A 17,184-nucleotide genomic window follows, 5' to 3' on the forward strand; every position below is an offset into this window, starting at 1 on the left:
TTATATCTTTTTACCATTGATGTAAACCGATTCTATTGAATTTGTTCCGAAGGCATAAGGTAAAAATGTATAGGATGGGATCTCTTTCGTAATGATGAAATTAGCCTGTTTTCCTTTTGTGATACTTCCATGGGTCTTACTTAGTTCCATTGCATAGGCTCCGTTGATCGTTGCGGCGTTGATCGCTTCTTCCGGGGTCATTTTCATTTTTATACAGGCCAGTGATACCACCAGGTTCATGTTTCCACTTGGTGTGCTTCCGGGATTGAAATCGGTAGCCAGTGCTAATGGCAGTCCTGCTTCCAGGATCCTTCTCGCTGGCGTATATGGAATACTTAGAAATAAAGAGCAGGAGGGAAGGGCCACCGGCATGGTCTCAGTTCCTTTTAAAACTTCAATATCCTCATCATTCATTACTTCTAGGTGGTCCACGCTTAGCGCGTTATATTCAACGCCGGCCTTTACACCGCCAATCGCATTGAACTGGTTAACATGGATTTTCGGCCTAAGGCCATATTCTTTTGCCGCGCTTAAAAGCTTATGAGTATCCTTCACCGTGAAATATCCCTTCTCGCAAAAGATATCGATATATTCCGCCAATCCCTGTTCCGCCACTTTAGGTAGAATCTCATTAATAACCAGATCCATATATTCTTCCGGTCTTTCTTTATAATCCTTCGGAATTGCATGAGCTCCCAGAAAAGTAGATTTTATAGGTAGCTTGTAATTTTCTTTGAGCTTTTTAATGACTCTCAGCATTTTCAGCTCAGCTTCCTCGGTAAGACCGTAGCCGGACTTTATTTCCACGGCTCCCGTACCCAGCTTCATGACCTCTTCCAGTCTTTTAGCCGATTGTTTGTACACTTCTTCTTCGGGAGTTTCCTGGAGTGTTTTTGCACTGTTCAGGATTCCACCACCCCGGTTCGCGATCTCTTCATAGCTCAGTCCGTTAATGCGATCGGCGAATTCCTGTTCCCTGTTCCCGGCGTAAACGATATGGGTATGAGAATCGCACCAGGTGGGAAGGATTATCTTTCCGGAAGCATCTATATTTTGATCAACTTTAATATCCGGCGGATTATCCATGGAGCCATAGGCTTCGATCTTGTCATCTTCAACCAGTAGCCATGCATTTTTTACCGAAGGCAGTTCCTTCATATCTGTTCCTGAAACCTTATCTATTTTTTCTTCTCTTACCTGTAGTAATTCTTTGATATTGGAAAATAATAATTTCATTTAAGCCTGATATTTTTGATCGGTCTGCTAAGATAGAAAAGTCATTTTTGGACTACTATTTTTCGATAGGAATTTCTGCATTAAAGGGTGAACTGGGCCAGGATCTTCTGAACTTCATAGATATCTACTTTTTTATTGAAGCGTTTGGAGATGGAAGGTGTCTGTTCACCAGAAATCCAGATCTTGAGTTCTGCATCAAGATCAAAACTTCCTGCAGTTTCAACACTAAAGCGGGTGATGCTCTTATACAGAACCGAAAAGTATTCTATCTTGTTTCCGGTAATTCCCTGAACATCCACAAGGATAAGTCGTTTATTGGTAAAGATGAAGGTATCCCGGATTATTTTGAATCCCGCTTCGATCTCTTCCGAAGGTATAAGAAGTTTACTATATTTCTCCTGGAGCGTCTCCTTTTCAATAGCCCCGGCATTTCCTAAAAGTGAAGAAAGTATTCCCATATTAATTTTTAATTGATTTCATAATCTATAACAAACCTGTATTTCACATCAGAATCTACAACTCTTTCATAGGCGTCATTGTTATTCTGAATATCGATCATTTCGATATCTGAAACACTTCATAGCTATTAGATTAATATTTTACAGAAAGTTACTTAAAAAACTGCGGGGGCGCATTGAACAGCTTTAAGGTTTAACTATTATTAACTATTGTCCCAATGAGAGTTCAATGTAACCTGCCCGCGATGAGTTTAACAGAATTCTTAGTACCTTAGGCTCTTATTTTTCCAAATCAGAATTTTATGAGTAGACCCAAAGGAATCAATACCATTTGTACGCATGTTGGAGAACTGGAAGACAGAGAATTCAAGGGGGCGGTTTCCCCTTTATATATGTCTACTTCCTACGCTTTTGAAGATGTAGAGACAAAAAGGTATCCCCGTTATTTCAACACACCTAATCAGGTAGCCCTTGCAAAGAAAATGGCAGCCCTGGAACATGGAGAAGCTTCACTTATTTTCGGAAGCGGAATGGCTGCGGTAAGCACCTCCTTAATGGCTTTTTTGAGATCTGGTGATCACGTGGTGTTCCAGGATTCTTTATATGGTGGAACCAGCAATCTGGTGACCGAGGAATTTGAAAAATTCGGCATAGAATACAGTTTTGCAAAAGATGCAAAGGCTGAATCTCTAAAAGCCGAAATAAAACCTAACACGAAGGTGATCTATATTGAGACACCGTCAAATCCGTTGCTTAGAATAACAGATATGAGGGCTGTTGCTCAGCTGGCTAATGAAAACGCTCTGGTAAGTATGATCGATAATACATTTGCTTCCCCGGTGAATCAGAATCCTATAGATTTTGGGATAGATGTGGTGATACATTCAGCAACCAAATATATGGGCGGACATAGTGATATACTGGCGGGCACTGTGATCTCTTCGGAGGAATATATCAACCGAATCTTCCATATGGCCAAGAATTTTGGCGGCAGTTTGAGTGATTATACTGTCTGGCTGCTGGAAAGGAGCCTGAAGACAATGGGACTCAGGGTGAAAGCTCAGAATGAAAATGCGATGAAGTTAGCTGAGTTTTTAAATTCACATCCTGACGTTGCCAATGTCTATTATCCCGGTTTGAAGGATCATCCGGATCATGAACTTGCAACCGGACAAATGAAAGCTTACGGAGGCATGCTATCCTTTGAATTAAAGGAAAATATAAATGCTTCAGAATTCATGAAGGCTCTGAAACTTATAAAACCCTCAATGAGTCTTGCAGGAGTTGAAAGTACCATTCTTCTGCCCTCAAAAACCTCCCACGGGTTATTGAGTCCAGAAGAAAGGGAAAAGCAGGGAATAAAGGATAATCTCTTAAGGTTTTCGGTTGGCATCGAAGAAACGGAAGATCTTATAGAAGACCTGGAACGGGCTATTAAAAAAAGTAATTAAAAATTAGAATTCAATTGTATGAAATTAGATATACTGGCAGTGGGTTCGCATCCCGATGATGTTGAATTAAGCTGCTCAGGGACCATTGCCAAGGAAGTTGATCGCGGTAAGAAAGTTGGGATCCTGGACCTTACAAGGGGAGAACTTGGCACCAGGGGCACGGCAGAGATTCGGAATAAAGAGGCTGAAGCTGCTGCAGAGATTCTGGGAGTTTCGGTTCGTGAAAACCTGGAATTCAGTGATGCTTTTTTTGAGAATAACACGGCCCATAAGCTGGAAGTAGTGAAAATGATTAGAAAGTACAGACCGGAAATCGTCCTGTGTAATGCGGTTGAAGACCGCCATATAGACCACGGCAGAGGAGCGAAGCTGGTTAGTGAAGCCTGTTTTCTTAGCGGGCTTAGAAAGATCGAAACTGTACTGGACGGGAAGAACCAGGAAGCCTGGAGACCAAAACATGTATTCCATTATATACAATGGAAGAACCTGAAACCCGATTTTGTGGTAGATATTTCGGGATATATTGATAAAAAACTAGAGTCTGTCCTGGCCTATTCGTCGCAATTTTATGATGAGAACAGTAAGGAGCCTGAAACGCCAATTTCCAGCAGTAACTTTCTGGATAGCATTACTTACCGGGCTAGGGATATGGGAAGGCTTATTAATACTGAACATGCCGAAGGCTTTAATGTAGAGCGACATGTAGCGGTAGATTCCATATTTGACCTTATTTAATTGAAATTTTTTCTTTGCGAAATTGTTCAAATAACTTACATTTGCAACCGCTAATCAAATGGTGGTTGTAGCTCAGTTGGTTAGAGCGCTGGATTGTGGTTCCAGAGGTCGCCGGTTCGACCCCGGTCATCCACCCTTACAAAAGCTTCCCTGAAAATGGGAAGCTTTTTTTGTTAGAATTATTCCTGTTTCCATCTGCTAAGTTTTATTTTTACCAAAATCAAAATACCGCTATGAATTCCAGGGAAGACCAGCTGAAAGCTTTTGACAGATTACTTACTATCATGGACGAACTTAGGGAGCAATGTCCCTGGGACCGGAAACAGACCATGGAGTCATTAAGGCATCTTACCATCGAGGAAACCTACGAACTTGGAGATGCTATTCTGGATAGGGATATGGGCGAGATAAAAAAGGAACTGGGGGATGTATTGCTTCATCTTGTTTTTTATGCCAAAATAGGAAGTGAGACCAATGATTTTGATATAGCCGATGTAGCCAATAGTATTTGTGATAAGTTAATAGATCGTCATCCTCATATTTACGGAGATATTGAGGTTGCCAATGAAGAAGAGGTTAAGAAGAACTGGGAAAATCTGAAGCTCAAAGAAGGTAAGGAAAGTGTGCTGGAAGGAGTTCCAAGGTCTCTACCCGCAATGGTTAAAGCTAATCGTATTCAGGATAAGGTAGCCGGGGTTGGATTTGACTGGGAAGAGCCGGAACAGGTCTTTGAAAAACTCAAGGAAGAACTTGAAGAACTGCAACATGAGGTAAGAACCGATAATAAGGATGAGATAGAAGCCGAATTCGGTGATGTGCTTTTCTCAATGATCAATTATGCCAGGTTTCTTAAAGTAAACCCTGAGAATGCCCTGGAACGCACTAATAAGAAATTTATCAAGCGGTTTCAGTATTTAGAAGAAAAAGCAAAAGAAAACAATAAAGCCCTGAAGGATATGACGCTTGCTGAAATGGACATCTTCTGGAATGAAGCAAAGAAATTTTAGTTACCTGGAGAAAACCATCAGGTCTTCATAAATATCAATAGAGGAAAATTGCAGGTTTTCCTTTATCCATAATAGGCTATCACGGTTATAGAATATCACATGGGTAAGATCATTCTTGTAATGCCATTCGTTGAATTTAATAGCTTCATTCCATACTTCAGTCTTACAGTAAAGTTTTCCTCCAGGCTTTAATAGTGATCTCAATAAACGGAACTCCTTAACAGGCTTTTGAAAATGCTCCATCACCTCGCAGCAGATGATGAAGTCATACTTTTTTTTAAGCAATTTCTGATTTGGCTGAAAATAAGGATCATAAAGCCTGATATCGAAACCTGATTTTTCAAGTTCCGAAGCTATAACAGGGCCGGTGCCACATCCAAAGTCTAGGCCGGTAGAATCCCTGGAGAGATCAGATTTGATCTTTTCGATTATCGGGCTTACAAAATTAATGTAACCGGGGTCGTTTATATCGTTGTTATGAAGACGGTACCTGAATTTTTCTTCCTGCGGACTAAGGTAAGATTCGGGGGAAAGTAAAATAGCCTTGCAGTTTACACATTGTAAGTACTCCCGTTCCTTGAAGATTTCAAAGTTCCGGGTAGTGCTATTGCACAAACTGCAAAGCATATTATTGTTTTAGTAAAGTGACCTGATCTTTCTGAGCTTTTCTTCCCAGACCTCAAGATCGGCCTTCTGATTCTCGATATTCTTATGTACTTCCTGAACCAGGGGATTATCATCATCAACATTTGAGAAGAACTGGAGGTTGTTCTCAAGCTGTCTTATTTCTGCTTTGGTTTCCTCTATCTTCTTGGTAAGGAAGTAATGCTCGTTTCTGATCTTATTATCGTCATCTGCATCATCCAGGGCCTGAACTTTGTTCTCATACTTCATCATTTCGGCCTTGGTATTGTCAATATCCATCTTCTTGAATACCTGATCCAGAGCTTTGTTGAATTTACCTTCGATAAAGCGTTTATTATAAGGTACTTTTCCGGTTTCTTTCCAGGCATTGATCTGTTCCTTGATCTTTGCAAGATCCGCCTTCTTCTCACCTGAAAGCTCGATGTTTTTTACTTTGTCAAGGATTTCTTTTTTCTTGTCAAAAGCTTCGATCTCTTCTTTGTTGTCTTCATTGCGTTGTGCATGCAGGCGGTCAAAATAATGGTTACATGCTTTTTTAAACTGTTTCCATACCTTGTCACTGTCTTTTCTTGGAACATGACCTATCTTCTTCCAGTCGGCCTGGATTTTTTTCATCAAAGGAGTGACGGTCTTAAAATCATCACTGTCTTTATTATCCTCAGCGATCTGTATAAGTTCTTTTTTCTTTTCAAGGTTTTCATATTGCTGCTTTTTAAGGTTCTTGTAAAAAGCATTCTTTTTGCGGTTGAAACTTCGCACATTTTCCTTGAAGGCATTCCAGGTTTCCTGGTTCTTATTTCTTGGGACCTTACCTGCACCGAAGAATTCTTCTCTCAATGCCTCTATTTCTCTGATTTTTTGCTGCCATTTATTATGGCTGTCGAAATCCTGATCGGCTATTTCCTTTATTTTCTCAATAATCTCCTGCTTCTTCTCCCAGTTCTTTTCATACTGCTCGTCAAGCTGATCAAAATATTCCTGCCTTTTATCATGTATCCTTTTGGTAGCCGTGCTGAACCTCTCCCAGATATCCTCGCGATATTCCTTGGCTACAGGCCCAAGCTCTTCTTTCCACATCTTATGCAGCATCTGCAGTTCGCGGAAGGCCCGGTTCACGTCGTTTTCCTGCAGTAGCTCTTCTGCACGATCTATCACCTTTAATTTCTGTTCCAGGTTATGTTTGAAATCCATATCCCTGAATTCACGGTTTAAGTGAAGGAAATCATAGAAATTCTCTACATGGTGATGATAGGTGTTCCAGACATTATTGTACTTGTCTCTAGGGATTGGTCCCGCTGTACGCCATTTATCCTGGATCTCCTTGAAGTGATTATAGGTGGTGTTGATGTTTTCTTCAACATCTAGAAGACCTTTTAATTCTTCAATAATCTCAAGTCTTTTATGAAGATTTTCGTTAAGATCCTTTTTAAGCCGCTTGTAGTAGTTACTCCTCTTTTCTTTATAATCGAAATAAAGTGAATTAAAACGCTTTTTTAATGGAGTGGAGTAGTGGAAGTCTATAATGTTCCCGCCATCGGCGAGAAATTCCTCTTTTTTCTCTTCCATTTCCTCGTCGAACTTGGCATTGAATTCAGCGCGAATCTCCGTTACATGCTCTTTAATCGCCTGTATCTTTTCTTTATTCAGGAGTTTTTCCAGCTCATCTGCAAGAGCTTCCTTGCTCATGGAGTGATAATCCTTCTTCTCAATGTCATGACGTTCACCGGCACTTTCATCTTCACTATCTTCGGCCACCGCGCTATCCATGTCTTCTTCATGGCTTCCTGAAGATTTTTTGTTCTCTCCAACTACGGCATCACCAATATCACTATCCAGCTCATCATCTTCATCATCCTCCTCATTTTCTTTCTGACTTTTCTGTCTCGATTCCGACTCAGAAACCATAGCATCTTCATGATCGGTGGAGTGCGAAACCTTTTTTTTCGTCTTTTGCTTTTCTTCCTTTTTCACCTCTTCTGAAACTTCCGGTTTTTTGAAGAAAGGATTTTCCGGATCTTCCTTTTCCTCTATGTCGGAATAGGGATCGGAGTCCGGATCTTTCTTTTCACGGGCTTTCTGATCGGAAGTGGCTTTTCCTGCTGCCGATTCATCCAGCATAGCATCTTCATGATCGGTAGCCTCTTCAGCATTTATATTATTCGTATTATCGGAATTATCTGAAGTATTTTCTGTGGTCTTTTTCGTTTGGTCATCAACAGACTCCGCCGCCATTTTCTCATCACTTTCTTCGGAAGATTTCTCAGCAGTGTTCTTAGCTTCCTCAGCTTTCTTCATTTCTTCGTTTGAAAGTCCTTTTTTCTTATTTTCATTTTCTTGTTGAGACATATCTTTCAATGTTAGGGTTCTTCAAAGTCAATTAAAGTTGAAAGATAACAACTCCCCTAAAATTGGACAAGCGATTGGTTTTATTTGTGGCTTTAAACCAGCTATTTATTGAGGTGGATTATGAATTCCATATCTCCCAGGCCTTTTCTGCCTGAAGCTCCAGCATTCTCAGACCGTTTAAGGTGGTGGCCCCTTTTTCTGCCGCCAGTTGCATAAGCCTGGTTTCTGAAGGATTGTAGACCAGATCGAAAACCAGATGATTTTTAGAGAAATATTCGACAGGGACATCAGGGTAATTATCCGTATTAGGAAAAGTTCCTAAAGGGGTGCAGTTTATTACCAAAGTATGATTTTCAAAAATTTCCTTGTTCAGTTCCTTATAGGAAAAAATATGAGCAGCCTTCTTTCTTGATACAAATTGATAATCTATCTCCAGTAGTTTTAGCGCATATGCAATTGCCTTGGAAGCTCCACCGGTACCCAGTATAATGGCTTTTTTATGATGAGGTTTTAAGAACGGTTTCAGTGATTCCAGGAATCCCCAGTAATCGGTATTATACCCGCAGAGGCTACCGTCCTTTTCAAATTTAACTGTATTTACAGCCTGTATTTCCCGGGAATGTGGATCTAAATGATCTAAAAAAGGAATAATCTCTTCCTTATAGGGAATGGTTACGTTCAGTCCGGAAATGATATTATTCCTGAGAACATACGGGAATTTTTCAATGGAATCCACATCGAAATTTCTGTATTCTGCATCTATATTTTCCTTTTGGAATTTTTCTGAAAAATACTTTCTGGAAAAGGAGTAATCTATATTTCTACCAAGGAGCCCAAATGTTCTCATTTGTGATTGTTTTTATTTTCGTACCAGGCCAGGCCTAAAACTATAAATATTCCAATGAGAATGAAAAAGATTGCCAGCCAGGTTTGTGAAATATCAAATTCAGGCCAGTACCGGTCATAATTGTCAATTATCCTGTTTCCTTCGCGGTCTATAAGGGTTTCGCCGCCTTCATTGGTCTTGAAAATCTTTTCCTTCCATGGCCAGACAACTCCAAGCGAACCGGTAATGAAACCTATTATGGTTGCGAAGGTTTCTTTTTTATATTTTTTCAGCACGTATCCCAGTAGATGGGAAAGGGAAACCAGGCCGGCAAGGGAACCAGCTGCGAAAACGGCCAGAACCTGCAGCATTCTTAACCTGTCTGCATCCCCTGTAAAGCTGAAATCCAAAACGATTATTTCAGCTACGGTGTCATAAAGCGCATTGACGGAATCTACCAGAAGGAGTACATAATTGCCTAAAAGGATGAGTATAAAACTGCCCGAAAGCCCTGGCAATGTCATTCCTGATACGCTAATCATTCCACAGACGAAAACGAACCAGAGATTATCATTCTGCCTTGCTGGCTCCAGAAAACTAATCGCCATTCCACCTATGATACCCAGGATAGCAAAGATTATAGAGTTCCTGTCCCACTCATTGAAATCCTTGCTTATATAGTAAATGGACCCGATGATCATTCCGAAGAAAGCAGACCATACATATAATTCGTAATGTACAATCAGATAATCCAGAATTTTGGAAACACTAAAATAACTTATAAGCATTCCCAGGATAAGGAGACCGAGGAACTTCCCGTTTAAATACTGGTACAGGCTCCCGAACCTGCCGGCTATGAGCAATTTTAAAGCTTTAAAATTAACCTTTTGCAGAGAATATATGAACTCCTCATAAAATCCGGCCACAAAGGCCACCACACCACCGGAAACGCCAGGAACTTTGTTCGCAGCACCCATGGCTAGCCCCTTTAAAACAAGGAGGATTTTATCAGTTATAGTCCTAGTCTGCTGCATTGGCTGAATCAGGTTTATTATTGGCCAGCATTTCCAGAATGATGATCAGGAAAAAACCGGCAAGCATGAGCAGGACTGAATTCATGGTTTGCGGATCGCCATTAAAATTCCAAGGGAGTACCGAAGCTTCCCTTAGAACTACTTCCTTGTCACCATAAACAGCAGATTCAAGCACTTCTTTCCATGGCCATATCTTGTTCAGGGAACCAGCGATAAAACCGGTGAGTACAGCCAGGGTAATACTACTATAATGTACAAACAGCCACTTAAGAACTCTGGAAAATGTAAGGAGACCAAAAATAGCTCCGCAACCAACTATGGCGAGGGTCTGAATATCAAAATCATGGGCAGCCTCCGTTATCGATTTGTAGGCTCCAAGAAGAACAAGGATAAAGGCTCCCGAAATTCCAGGTAATATCATTGCACAAACCGCAATGGCTCCTGCAAGGAACAGGAATAAGTAGCCGGAATTGGTCGAAAGAGGAGGAAGGCTCACTATATAATAAGCTACAACTGCTCCAATGATGAGAGCGAGAATAATTTTAAAGTTCCATTTGGGGATTTGCTTTGCGACAAACCAGATACTTGCCAGTACAAGTCCAAAGAAAAAAGACCATATCAGTACCGGGTGATTCTCCAGCAGGTAATTTGCCAGGCGCATAAGACTGAAAAGACTGATAAGAATACCACAGAAAAGTGCCAGGATGAAATTTCCGTTCAGTTCTTTCCACATTGCCCTGAATCCCTCTTCCTTCCATATAGAAAACAGGGAAAGCTTCACACCACTAATGGTAGAAATAAGTTCTTCGTAAATTCCTGAAATGAAAGCTATAGTCCCTCCCGATACTCCCGGGACTACATCGGCTGCCCCCATGGCCATTCCCTTCAGAGTGACTGTAAGGTAGTCCAAAAAACTTCGCTGCATCTTCTCTTTTTATGATTCCGCCCAAAGGTAGCAAAATTACTAAGAGAGCTTTACGAAGGAATTTATAATTTGTTTGACGCTTTTTCTGTTAAAGATATTTGGAAATAACTCTTCGATAATGATATAATATTCCGAATCAATTTTCAGGGCATTATTGAGATGAAAATATCCTTTTTCCCCTTTATTTGTAGAGAAGAAAAGTCCCGCAAGACGATATTCGATCTCTGCGGAATCCGGATAGAATTCCAGTGCCTGAAGCATGCTGGTGATAGCAGTCTCATATTCGCCAAGCCCTATCAGGATGTCGCAACGTCTTATCCAGGTCTCAAGCTCATAATTTCCTAATTCCAGACTCCTTTTATAGCCGTGCTCGGCTTCTTCGTAAAAATTAAGCCGGTTGTTGATCTTGGCATATCGTTTCCAGTACAATACATTTTCCTCGTCAATATTTATTGCCTTATTGATATAATAAAGAGCCTTCTGGAAGTTCAGTTTTTTGATATAAAAATCGGTGATAGCGATCCAGCCTTTATCCAGCAGCGGATCTTCATGTACCGTTTGCTTGTAATTCTTCAGTGCCAGATCGTCACATCCAAGTTTTTCAAAACACTTGCCTATTCTTAAATACGCGAACGATGTTGGGTCTTCCAGCTCCAGGGTTATATTATAATTTTCGATAGCCTCATTGTAACGCTTCAATTTTTCAAGAACCTTTCCTTTTTCAAGATAAGCACCGATGAACCTGTCATCGCTGATAATAGCAAAATCGAATGCCGCCAGGGCTTTGTTGTATTCTTTCAGGTCAAAATATTGCTTCCCAACCTGGTGCCATGCTACTTCACAATACGGATGCTTGTTAAGATACATGTTCAGGTATTCAATAGCCTCCTGTTTCTGGTCAAGGAAATCGAAGCAGTACATTACATTATAGAGTGCTGAATAATCCTCATCATCGGCCTCCAGGCATTTCATAAAACTGTATTTGGCATTCTCAAAATCTTCAAGGAAAAGATACTCCATTCCTATAAGAGAGAATATTTCGGCATCTTCCAAAGTGATCTCCAGGGCAGCTTCGAGCATTTCGATAGCCTCCTGGTGCATATCCCTCTTTGAATAGATCTGTGCTTTCTGAATATAGATTTCCTCATTCGAGGCTTCCAGATCTTTCAGTTCGTTGAGGATCCCGTCAGCAAGGTCCAGTTTATCTTCAAAAACAAGGATCTCAACTTTGAAGAGCCTTAAATTAACAGAAGTTGGGTGCTGGGCGAGTCCCATTTTCACAGCTTTCTTGGCAAGCGAAATCTTGCCGTTTTCCAAATAATGATGGATTATATTCTCAAATTCATTGGAATCAAAGAATAAAACATCGTTGGTTTTCAGCATAGATTCGAAGCGGGTAAGTGAGAAATTATCTTCTTCGTTATGGCTCAACTGCATAAGAGACTGATTTAGGGATTTCTACTGAACTAAAGTTATAAATGATTGAAAGCGATTTGGGAAAAGTGTTATATTGTTGTTAACAAATTAATTAACACCCGGCCGTCTCCTCTTTTATTATATCCAATATGTCAATAATAATGCCACATCCTTTCCTTATTTCCTCCTTGGAAATCGTTAGCGGGGGAGTGATGCGCACAGCCCTCCTTTCGAATAATAACCAGAAGAGAATTAGCTGATTTTCTTTGGCTTTGAGGACGAGGCGATCGGCAATTTCAGCAGTTTTTAGTATTATGGCCAGCATAAGTCCTTTCCCACGGACTTCCTCTATTAAGGAATGCTGCAATAGCTTTCTGAATAGTTTTTCCTTTTCAACACATTGCGACATCAGGTCTGTCTCAGTAATCTCCCGGAGAGTTGCCAGTGCACCAGCAGCGATAAGGGGATTTCCTCCAAAAGTAGTAATATGTCCTAATTTTGGATTATCCATCAGCAGGTCCATAAGTTCCTCGGATGCAGAAAAGGCCCCTACAGGCAGGCCTCCACCCATTCCTTTTCCCATAGCGACGATATCGGGGACTACATCAAAGTTCTCAAAACCGAACAGTTTACCGGTTCTTCCAAAACCCGGCTGGATCTCATCAAGTACCAGCAGAGCCCCAACTTCTTCACAACGCGCTTTAACTTTCTTCAGATAATTATTTTCAGGTATAATAAATCCTGCTCCTCCCTGAATGGTTTCCAGGATCACTGCGGCCGTCCTGTCAGTAATCTTCGACAGATCATCCTGATTGTTGAATTCAATAAAAGAAATTCCTCCCAGTAGAGGCCTGAATGGTTTAACTCTTTCCTCGCAGTCCATCAGGCTTAAAGATCCCATAGTGTTGCCATGATATGCCTTTTTTGCAGCGATGATCTCGGTTCTTCCGGTTGCCCGGCGGGCAAGTTTCATGGCGCCTTCAATGGCTTCGGTACCAGAATTTACAAGATAGGTTTTACTTAAGGGGGCTGGAAAATTTTCAGCCAGTAACTTTGTCAGGTCTACTGCGGGTTTCTGAGCGTATTCACCATAAACCATTACATGCAGGTATTTTTCAGCCTGTTCCTTGATCGCCGAAACTATCCTGGGATGGGAGTGCCCCAGGCTACAGGCTGAAACGCCAGCAACAAAATCCAAATGTTCCTTGCCATCTGTGGTTACAATATAACAGCCCTGAGCATGAGAAACTTCCAGAGCCAGAGGGTGAGGAGTGGTTTGCGCCTGATATTTAAAAAAATCTTCTTTCAAGTTGTTAATCCTTCTTTCTGCTGACAGCCTTTTCTTTTTCTAACTTCTGAATATCCTTTCTCAGGCTATCCTGTTGCGTCCCTGGTTTGAGACTGTCCATGACTTTTTCGTTCTTGAACCTGAGACTGTCGGCATTACGGTTCTTTAAGATATCTGGTTTAAGCCTGGAGTTCTCATTAAGGAGGAGATCATCTTTCTCTCTTTTATCAAAGAACTCGTCAGGTTCATCAGGCAGAGGTATTCCCTTTATCTTTATTAGCTCTGGTTCCGGCTGGCCTTCAAATAATCCTTCTTTATTTAATATACGTTCTTCACCCCGCCAGTTAAAACCTTTTAGTTCCCGGGCATTCGGAGGGAAATCGGCCTCTGGTGTAAGTTTTCCGTCTATCTGGTTATAATAATATATATCCTGGATCTCACGGTCCCGAAATAATATCCTGATGGAACTGGCCAGGGTTTTATTGATTCCTATAAGTTCACTGTCATTATTTCGCATATAATGAAGTGTTTCAGTATTCTTGTCAATGATCACTTCATTCAATTCATTGTCCTGAAAATATCCAGTGAGCTTTTTTCCTTTTATCTGGTTATAACCTTCGATGCTGTCTTTTTGGATTAGGAAAGCATTGTTAAATACAAGTAATGAGTCAAGTTGTTCGGTTTTGGTATTACTCATCAGGTGAATACTATCCCCGGTCATCTGGTTTTCATTAGACCATAATACCGGATTCCTGTTTCCGCCATCCCGGTTGAGATTGATAAGTTTTGTGAGTCCGGTTTGCTGATCTGAATAAATAGAATCGCTTCTTCCACTCATGGGATTTTCACCGGTCTCATCCTCTTTGAAGATCCTTACATCATAAAATCCCCTTATCACTCTTTTTTCAGGCTTTCCAGTGATCATGATTGTATCACTATGTATAAATAGGGTGTCCCGCTCCTGAAGGCTGGCGGCGACTGCCTTTTTTGTAATGAACACAGAATCTTTATCGCGATACACCTCTGCATAATGACCGGTTACCCGGCTATCATTGATGGTATCTATAACTCTGATATTATTGGTTGCTGAAGCGAAACTGTTCTCCCGGTTGAAGTACAAACTGTCCCCTCTAAGTATCCGGTTGTCGTAATTGATCTGTGAATTTTTGATAAAGTATCCGTTATCTGCCCGGGTATCATAAAAACCGCGTTCACAGTATACCGTACTGGTCTCACTTTTTATGGTGGAGGGACCATAAAGATAGGCATGGCCTGTTTCTGAATAAAAATCCAGCTGTTCAGAGTTGATGGTATATTCAGGATTGGTCACAACCACTTCGTTAATGAAGCTGTATTTATCCTCTTCCATAAAGTAGCGGCCTATTTTGCTGGTAAGAACACTGGCTGTATCGGTTACCTTACCTCCGCTACGATAATAGGCCTGTTGTTTGACCCGGTCGAAGAACAGACTGTCAGTTTCCAATGTAGTTTGGGGGCGTTTCATGGAAACGTTACCACTGGCAAAGGCAAATTCAGTATTTCCGTTATACTCGGCGTAATTACTGGTCATGCTCACGCTATCGCCCTGTTTCATTCTTATGTTTCCGTAGGCCTTAAAAAAATTAGCCTCTTTATAAAAAACCGCATTATCACACCACACCTCAATCCCGTCATGATCAAAGTATACCTGATTGTCCACTTTGCTTAGTATAAGGGCTCCCGGATAGCGTTCCTCATTTTTTAGGGTCCGGTCAGAATCGTAGTTGATCTCCTGGGATCCCTGTGCGGATACCATACAAGGAAAGGTGAAGACGAAAATTAATAAAAAGAGATACTGTCTAAACAAGCTTATTTTTTTTCAAAAGTACATAAAATCCCCAGATCTAATCAGGTGTTTTCGGGGCATTGGACCTAAAGAGTTCAAAAAATACAACTTAAACAAAAACCAATTTTTCATTCTAAAAGGCTAAATGTTTCCAAATATCACGGGCTTTAAGATAAACTTAACTATTGTTAAAAAACCACGACTACTTCTCTCCCGTATGTTTCTATGAAACTAAAACCTTAGATTATGAAAAAACCCTTAGTAAAGGTCGATGTGATTGAAGCATCTTCCAAAGATTCGAAAAAGAATTCGCGAAGGAAGTTCTTAAAACTCGGTGGACTGGGATTAGCCGGTTCGAGTTTTTTACTGTACTCCTGTAGTGAAGATGATATGTTTAATCCTGGTGGAGAAGTAGTGGGTGAAAATCCTATGCCAGAGCCAGATCCCGATCCTGATGGAGAGGTTTTTGACCTGGGCAGCGGGGATGTAGGTATCCTTAATTATGCTTATGCCCTGGAACAACTGGAAGCAGCTTTCTATACACAGGTTCGTGCAGGGGCTTATTATTCAGGAGCTTCAGATGAAGAGAAACAGATATTTGACGATCTGTATAACCATGAAGTGATTCACAGAGACTTCTTTAAGGTTGCAATTACCGAGGCTGCAGGAGAAGAGAACACCTTACCCGATCTTGAATTTGACGTTTCTTCCATAGATTTTGGTGACCGAACATCAGTCCTTGAAACGGCAAAGCTACTGGAAGACACCGGGGTAGGAGCATATAATGGCGCAGGAGACAGAATTGCCAGTGCAACATATCTCACCCTGGCAGGTAAGATAGTTTCTGTTGAGGCCAGACATGCTTCTGCTATAAGATCTCTGATCAACCCTGAATCGGCTGATTTTGCCGGAGATGATGTGATAGATGCAAACGGATTGGATTTAGCTTACGATCCGGGTACGGTACTTGCCGATGCTGGTGGATTTATTGCTACTGAATTTACGGCTAACAACCTACCGGAACCAATGACAGGATCCTAAACAATATCTATAACCCGAAAAAAAAATATATTATGAGTATTATAAAATTATTGGATGATTTTACATCCGAAAAATTAACCACGAAATCCACATCCAGACGGGAGATGTTCAACACTCTTTCCTCTTTTGGTAAGAAGGCTGCCATGGCAGCGGTGCCTTTTGGCCTTGCTTCCAATAAGATGAATGCGGCAACCATGTTCCAGGAAAATTCTGCTGTAGATGCTTTACAGCTTGCACTTACACTGGAGTACCTTGAAGCTGAGTTTTATATAAAGGCTCTTGAGTCTGGCGTACTCGACGGATATTCCAGAGCAGAGACTGCATATATGCAAATTTCGAAACATGAATCTGCTCATGTTGAATTCCTTAAAGCAGGTTTAGAAGGAGCCGGAGCTACTCCGGTCGAAAAACCGACTTTTGATTTCACTGCCGATGGGGCTTTTGATCCGTTCAATGAAAATGGAATCGGGCAGGAGACTGCATACGCACAGCTTCTTGCACTGGCTCAGGCTTTTGAGGACACGGGAGTTCGTGCTTATAAGGGGCAGGCCGGAAATCTCATGAATACACCATTTCTTGAACCGGCGCTTCAGATCCATTCTGTAGAGGCGCGTCATGCTTCCGAGATCAGAAGGATTCGGGGCCTTGACGGCTGGATTACTGGCAGTATGCGAGGTGACGGTATGCCTGAAGCAACTCAGGCTGTATATAACGGGGAAGAGAATGTGACCCAGGGAGGGGTGGACCTTACAGGTTTAACCTATGCCGATGATATTGTTGGTGATCTCAATGCAGCAATTACCCAGGCTTTTGATGAACCTATCACGGCTGAAACAGCTGTTGCTATAGCGAGTCTCTTTATTGTGGACGATAGCAGTATGTAGGAGATTTTTGAAAAAGAGAAGTTATCCTAAAAGAAAATGCCCCGTCTACTGACGGGGCATTTTTACT

Annotated in this window: 15 protein-coding genes, 1 tRNA gene and 1 pseudogene; 6 read left to right on the forward strand and 11 right to left on the reverse strand. The window is 41.2% G+C overall.

The features are described 5' to 3' along the window. The 3 genes and pseudogenes from hutI to LU635_RS17310 all read right to left on the reverse strand — a co-directional run. Complete coding sequence (gene hutI / locus LU635_RS15805; RefSeq protein WP_240100479.1) at positions 1 to 1,236, reverse strand: imidazolonepropionase; 1,236 nt, start codon at positions 1,234 to 1,236, stop codon at positions 1 to 3. 80 nt (positions 1,237 to 1,316) lie between these two features. Continuing rightward, positions 1,317 to 1,694 carry a PH domain-containing protein gene (locus LU635_RS15810; RefSeq protein WP_240100480.1) on the reverse strand — a complete coding sequence of 126 codons (378 nt, stop codon included), beginning with the start codon at positions 1,692 to 1,694 and terminating at the stop codon, positions 1,317 to 1,319. 1 nt (position 1,695) lies between these two features. Next, a pseudogene (locus LU635_RS17310) lies at positions 1,696 to 1,810 on the reverse strand (NAD(P)-dependent alcohol dehydrogenase); the annotation flags it as partial. Between the two features lie 186 nt (positions 1,811 to 1,996). Here LU635_RS17310 and LU635_RS15815 point away from each other — a divergent pair. The 4 genes from LU635_RS15815 to mazG all read left to right on the forward strand — a co-directional run bounded on the left by LU635_RS15815 (position 1,997) and on the right by mazG (position 4,887). Next, positions 1,997 to 3,145, forward strand: a complete 1,149-nt coding sequence (locus tag LU635_RS15815) for a trans-sulfuration enzyme family protein (protein WP_240100481.1) — start codon at positions 1,997 to 1,999, stop codon at positions 3,143 to 3,145. Positions 3,146 to 3,163: 18 nt separating this feature from the next. Continuing rightward, on the forward strand, positions 3,164 to 3,880 hold the full coding sequence (gene bshB1, locus LU635_RS15820; protein WP_240100482.1) for a bacillithiol biosynthesis deacetylase BshB1: 717 nt from the start codon (positions 3,164 to 3,166) through the stop codon (positions 3,878 to 3,880). 61 nt (positions 3,881 to 3,941) lie between these two features. After that, a tRNA-His gene (locus LU635_RS15825) sits at positions 3,942 to 4,015 on the forward strand. A 98-nt stretch (positions 4,016 to 4,113) separates the two neighbouring features. Further along, positions 4,114 to 4,887, forward strand: coding sequence for a nucleoside triphosphate pyrophosphohydrolase (gene mazG, locus LU635_RS15830; protein ID WP_240100483.1), 774 nt, complete (start codon positions 4,114 to 4,116; stop codon positions 4,885 to 4,887). On the opposite strand, the gene LU635_RS15835 is transcribed toward mazG, so the two are convergent. The 8 genes from LU635_RS15835 to LU635_RS15870 form a co-directional block, all read right to left on the reverse strand. Beyond that, entirely contained in the window at positions 4,888 to 5,514 is a 627-nt protein-coding gene (locus LU635_RS15835) for a class I SAM-dependent methyltransferase (RefSeq protein WP_240100484.1), read from the reverse strand. A gap of 9 nt (positions 5,515 to 5,523) precedes the next feature. Further along, positions 5,524 to 7,878 (reverse strand): DUF349 domain-containing protein, encoded by a 2,355-nt coding sequence (locus tag LU635_RS15840; protein WP_240100486.1) that lies wholly within the window; start codon positions 7,876 to 7,878, stop codon positions 5,524 to 5,526. A 118-nt stretch (positions 7,879 to 7,996) separates the two neighbouring features. Then, a complete protein-coding gene (locus LU635_RS15845) occupies positions 7,997 to 8,725 on the reverse strand; it encodes a shikimate dehydrogenase family protein (protein WP_240100488.1) in 729 nt (242 codons plus the stop codon). After that, positions 8,722 to 9,738 (reverse strand): DUF368 domain-containing protein, encoded by a 1,017-nt coding sequence (locus tag LU635_RS15850; protein WP_240100490.1) that lies wholly within the window; start codon positions 9,736 to 9,738, stop codon positions 8,722 to 8,724. Before LU635_RS15850 ends, LU635_RS15845 begins: the two co-directional genes overlap by 4 nt. Further along, positions 9,725 to 10,663 carry a DUF368 domain-containing protein gene (locus LU635_RS15855; RefSeq protein WP_240100492.1) on the reverse strand — a complete coding sequence of 313 codons (939 nt, stop codon included), beginning with the start codon at positions 10,661 to 10,663 and terminating at the stop codon, positions 9,725 to 9,727. The genes LU635_RS15850 and LU635_RS15855 overlap by 14 nt, the downstream gene beginning before the upstream one ends. 39 nt (positions 10,664 to 10,702) lie before the next feature. Then, positions 10,703 to 12,100 carry a tetratricopeptide repeat protein gene (locus tag LU635_RS15860; protein WP_240100494.1) on the reverse strand — a complete coding sequence of 466 codons (1,398 nt, stop codon included), beginning with the start codon at positions 12,098 to 12,100 and terminating at the stop codon, positions 10,703 to 10,705. A gap of 91 nt (positions 12,101 to 12,191) precedes the next feature. Next, positions 12,192 to 13,388, reverse strand: a complete 1,197-nt coding sequence (locus tag LU635_RS15865) for an aspartate aminotransferase family protein (RefSeq protein ID WP_240100496.1) — start codon at positions 13,386 to 13,388, stop codon at positions 12,192 to 12,194. A gap of 4 nt (positions 13,389 to 13,392) precedes the next feature. Beyond that, positions 13,393 to 15,162, reverse strand: a complete 1,770-nt coding sequence (locus LU635_RS15870) for an OstA-like protein (protein WP_240100497.1) — start codon at positions 15,160 to 15,162, stop codon at positions 13,393 to 13,395. A gap of 276 nt (positions 15,163 to 15,438) precedes the next feature. Between LU635_RS15870 and LU635_RS15875 the strand changes: the two genes are divergently transcribed. Both LU635_RS15875 and LU635_RS15880 read left to right on the forward strand, forming a co-directional pair. After that, the gene (locus LU635_RS15875; protein WP_240100498.1) at positions 15,439 to 16,233 is read left to right on the forward strand and encodes a ferritin-like domain-containing protein; all 795 of its coding nucleotides are present in this window, start codon (positions 15,439 to 15,441) and stop codon (positions 16,231 to 16,233) included. A gap of 32 nt (positions 16,234 to 16,265) precedes the next feature. Beyond that, positions 16,266 to 17,117 carry a ferritin-like domain-containing protein gene (locus LU635_RS15880; protein ID WP_240100500.1) on the forward strand — a complete coding sequence of 284 codons (852 nt, stop codon included), beginning with the start codon at positions 16,266 to 16,268 and terminating at the stop codon, positions 17,115 to 17,117. Positions 17,118 to 17,184: the final 67 nt, after the last annotated feature.

The sequence above is a fragment of the Christiangramia crocea genome, assembly GCF_022410465.1.
Classification (GTDB): domain Bacteria; phylum Bacteroidota; class Bacteroidia; order Flavobacteriales; family Flavobacteriaceae; genus Christiangramia; species Christiangramia crocea.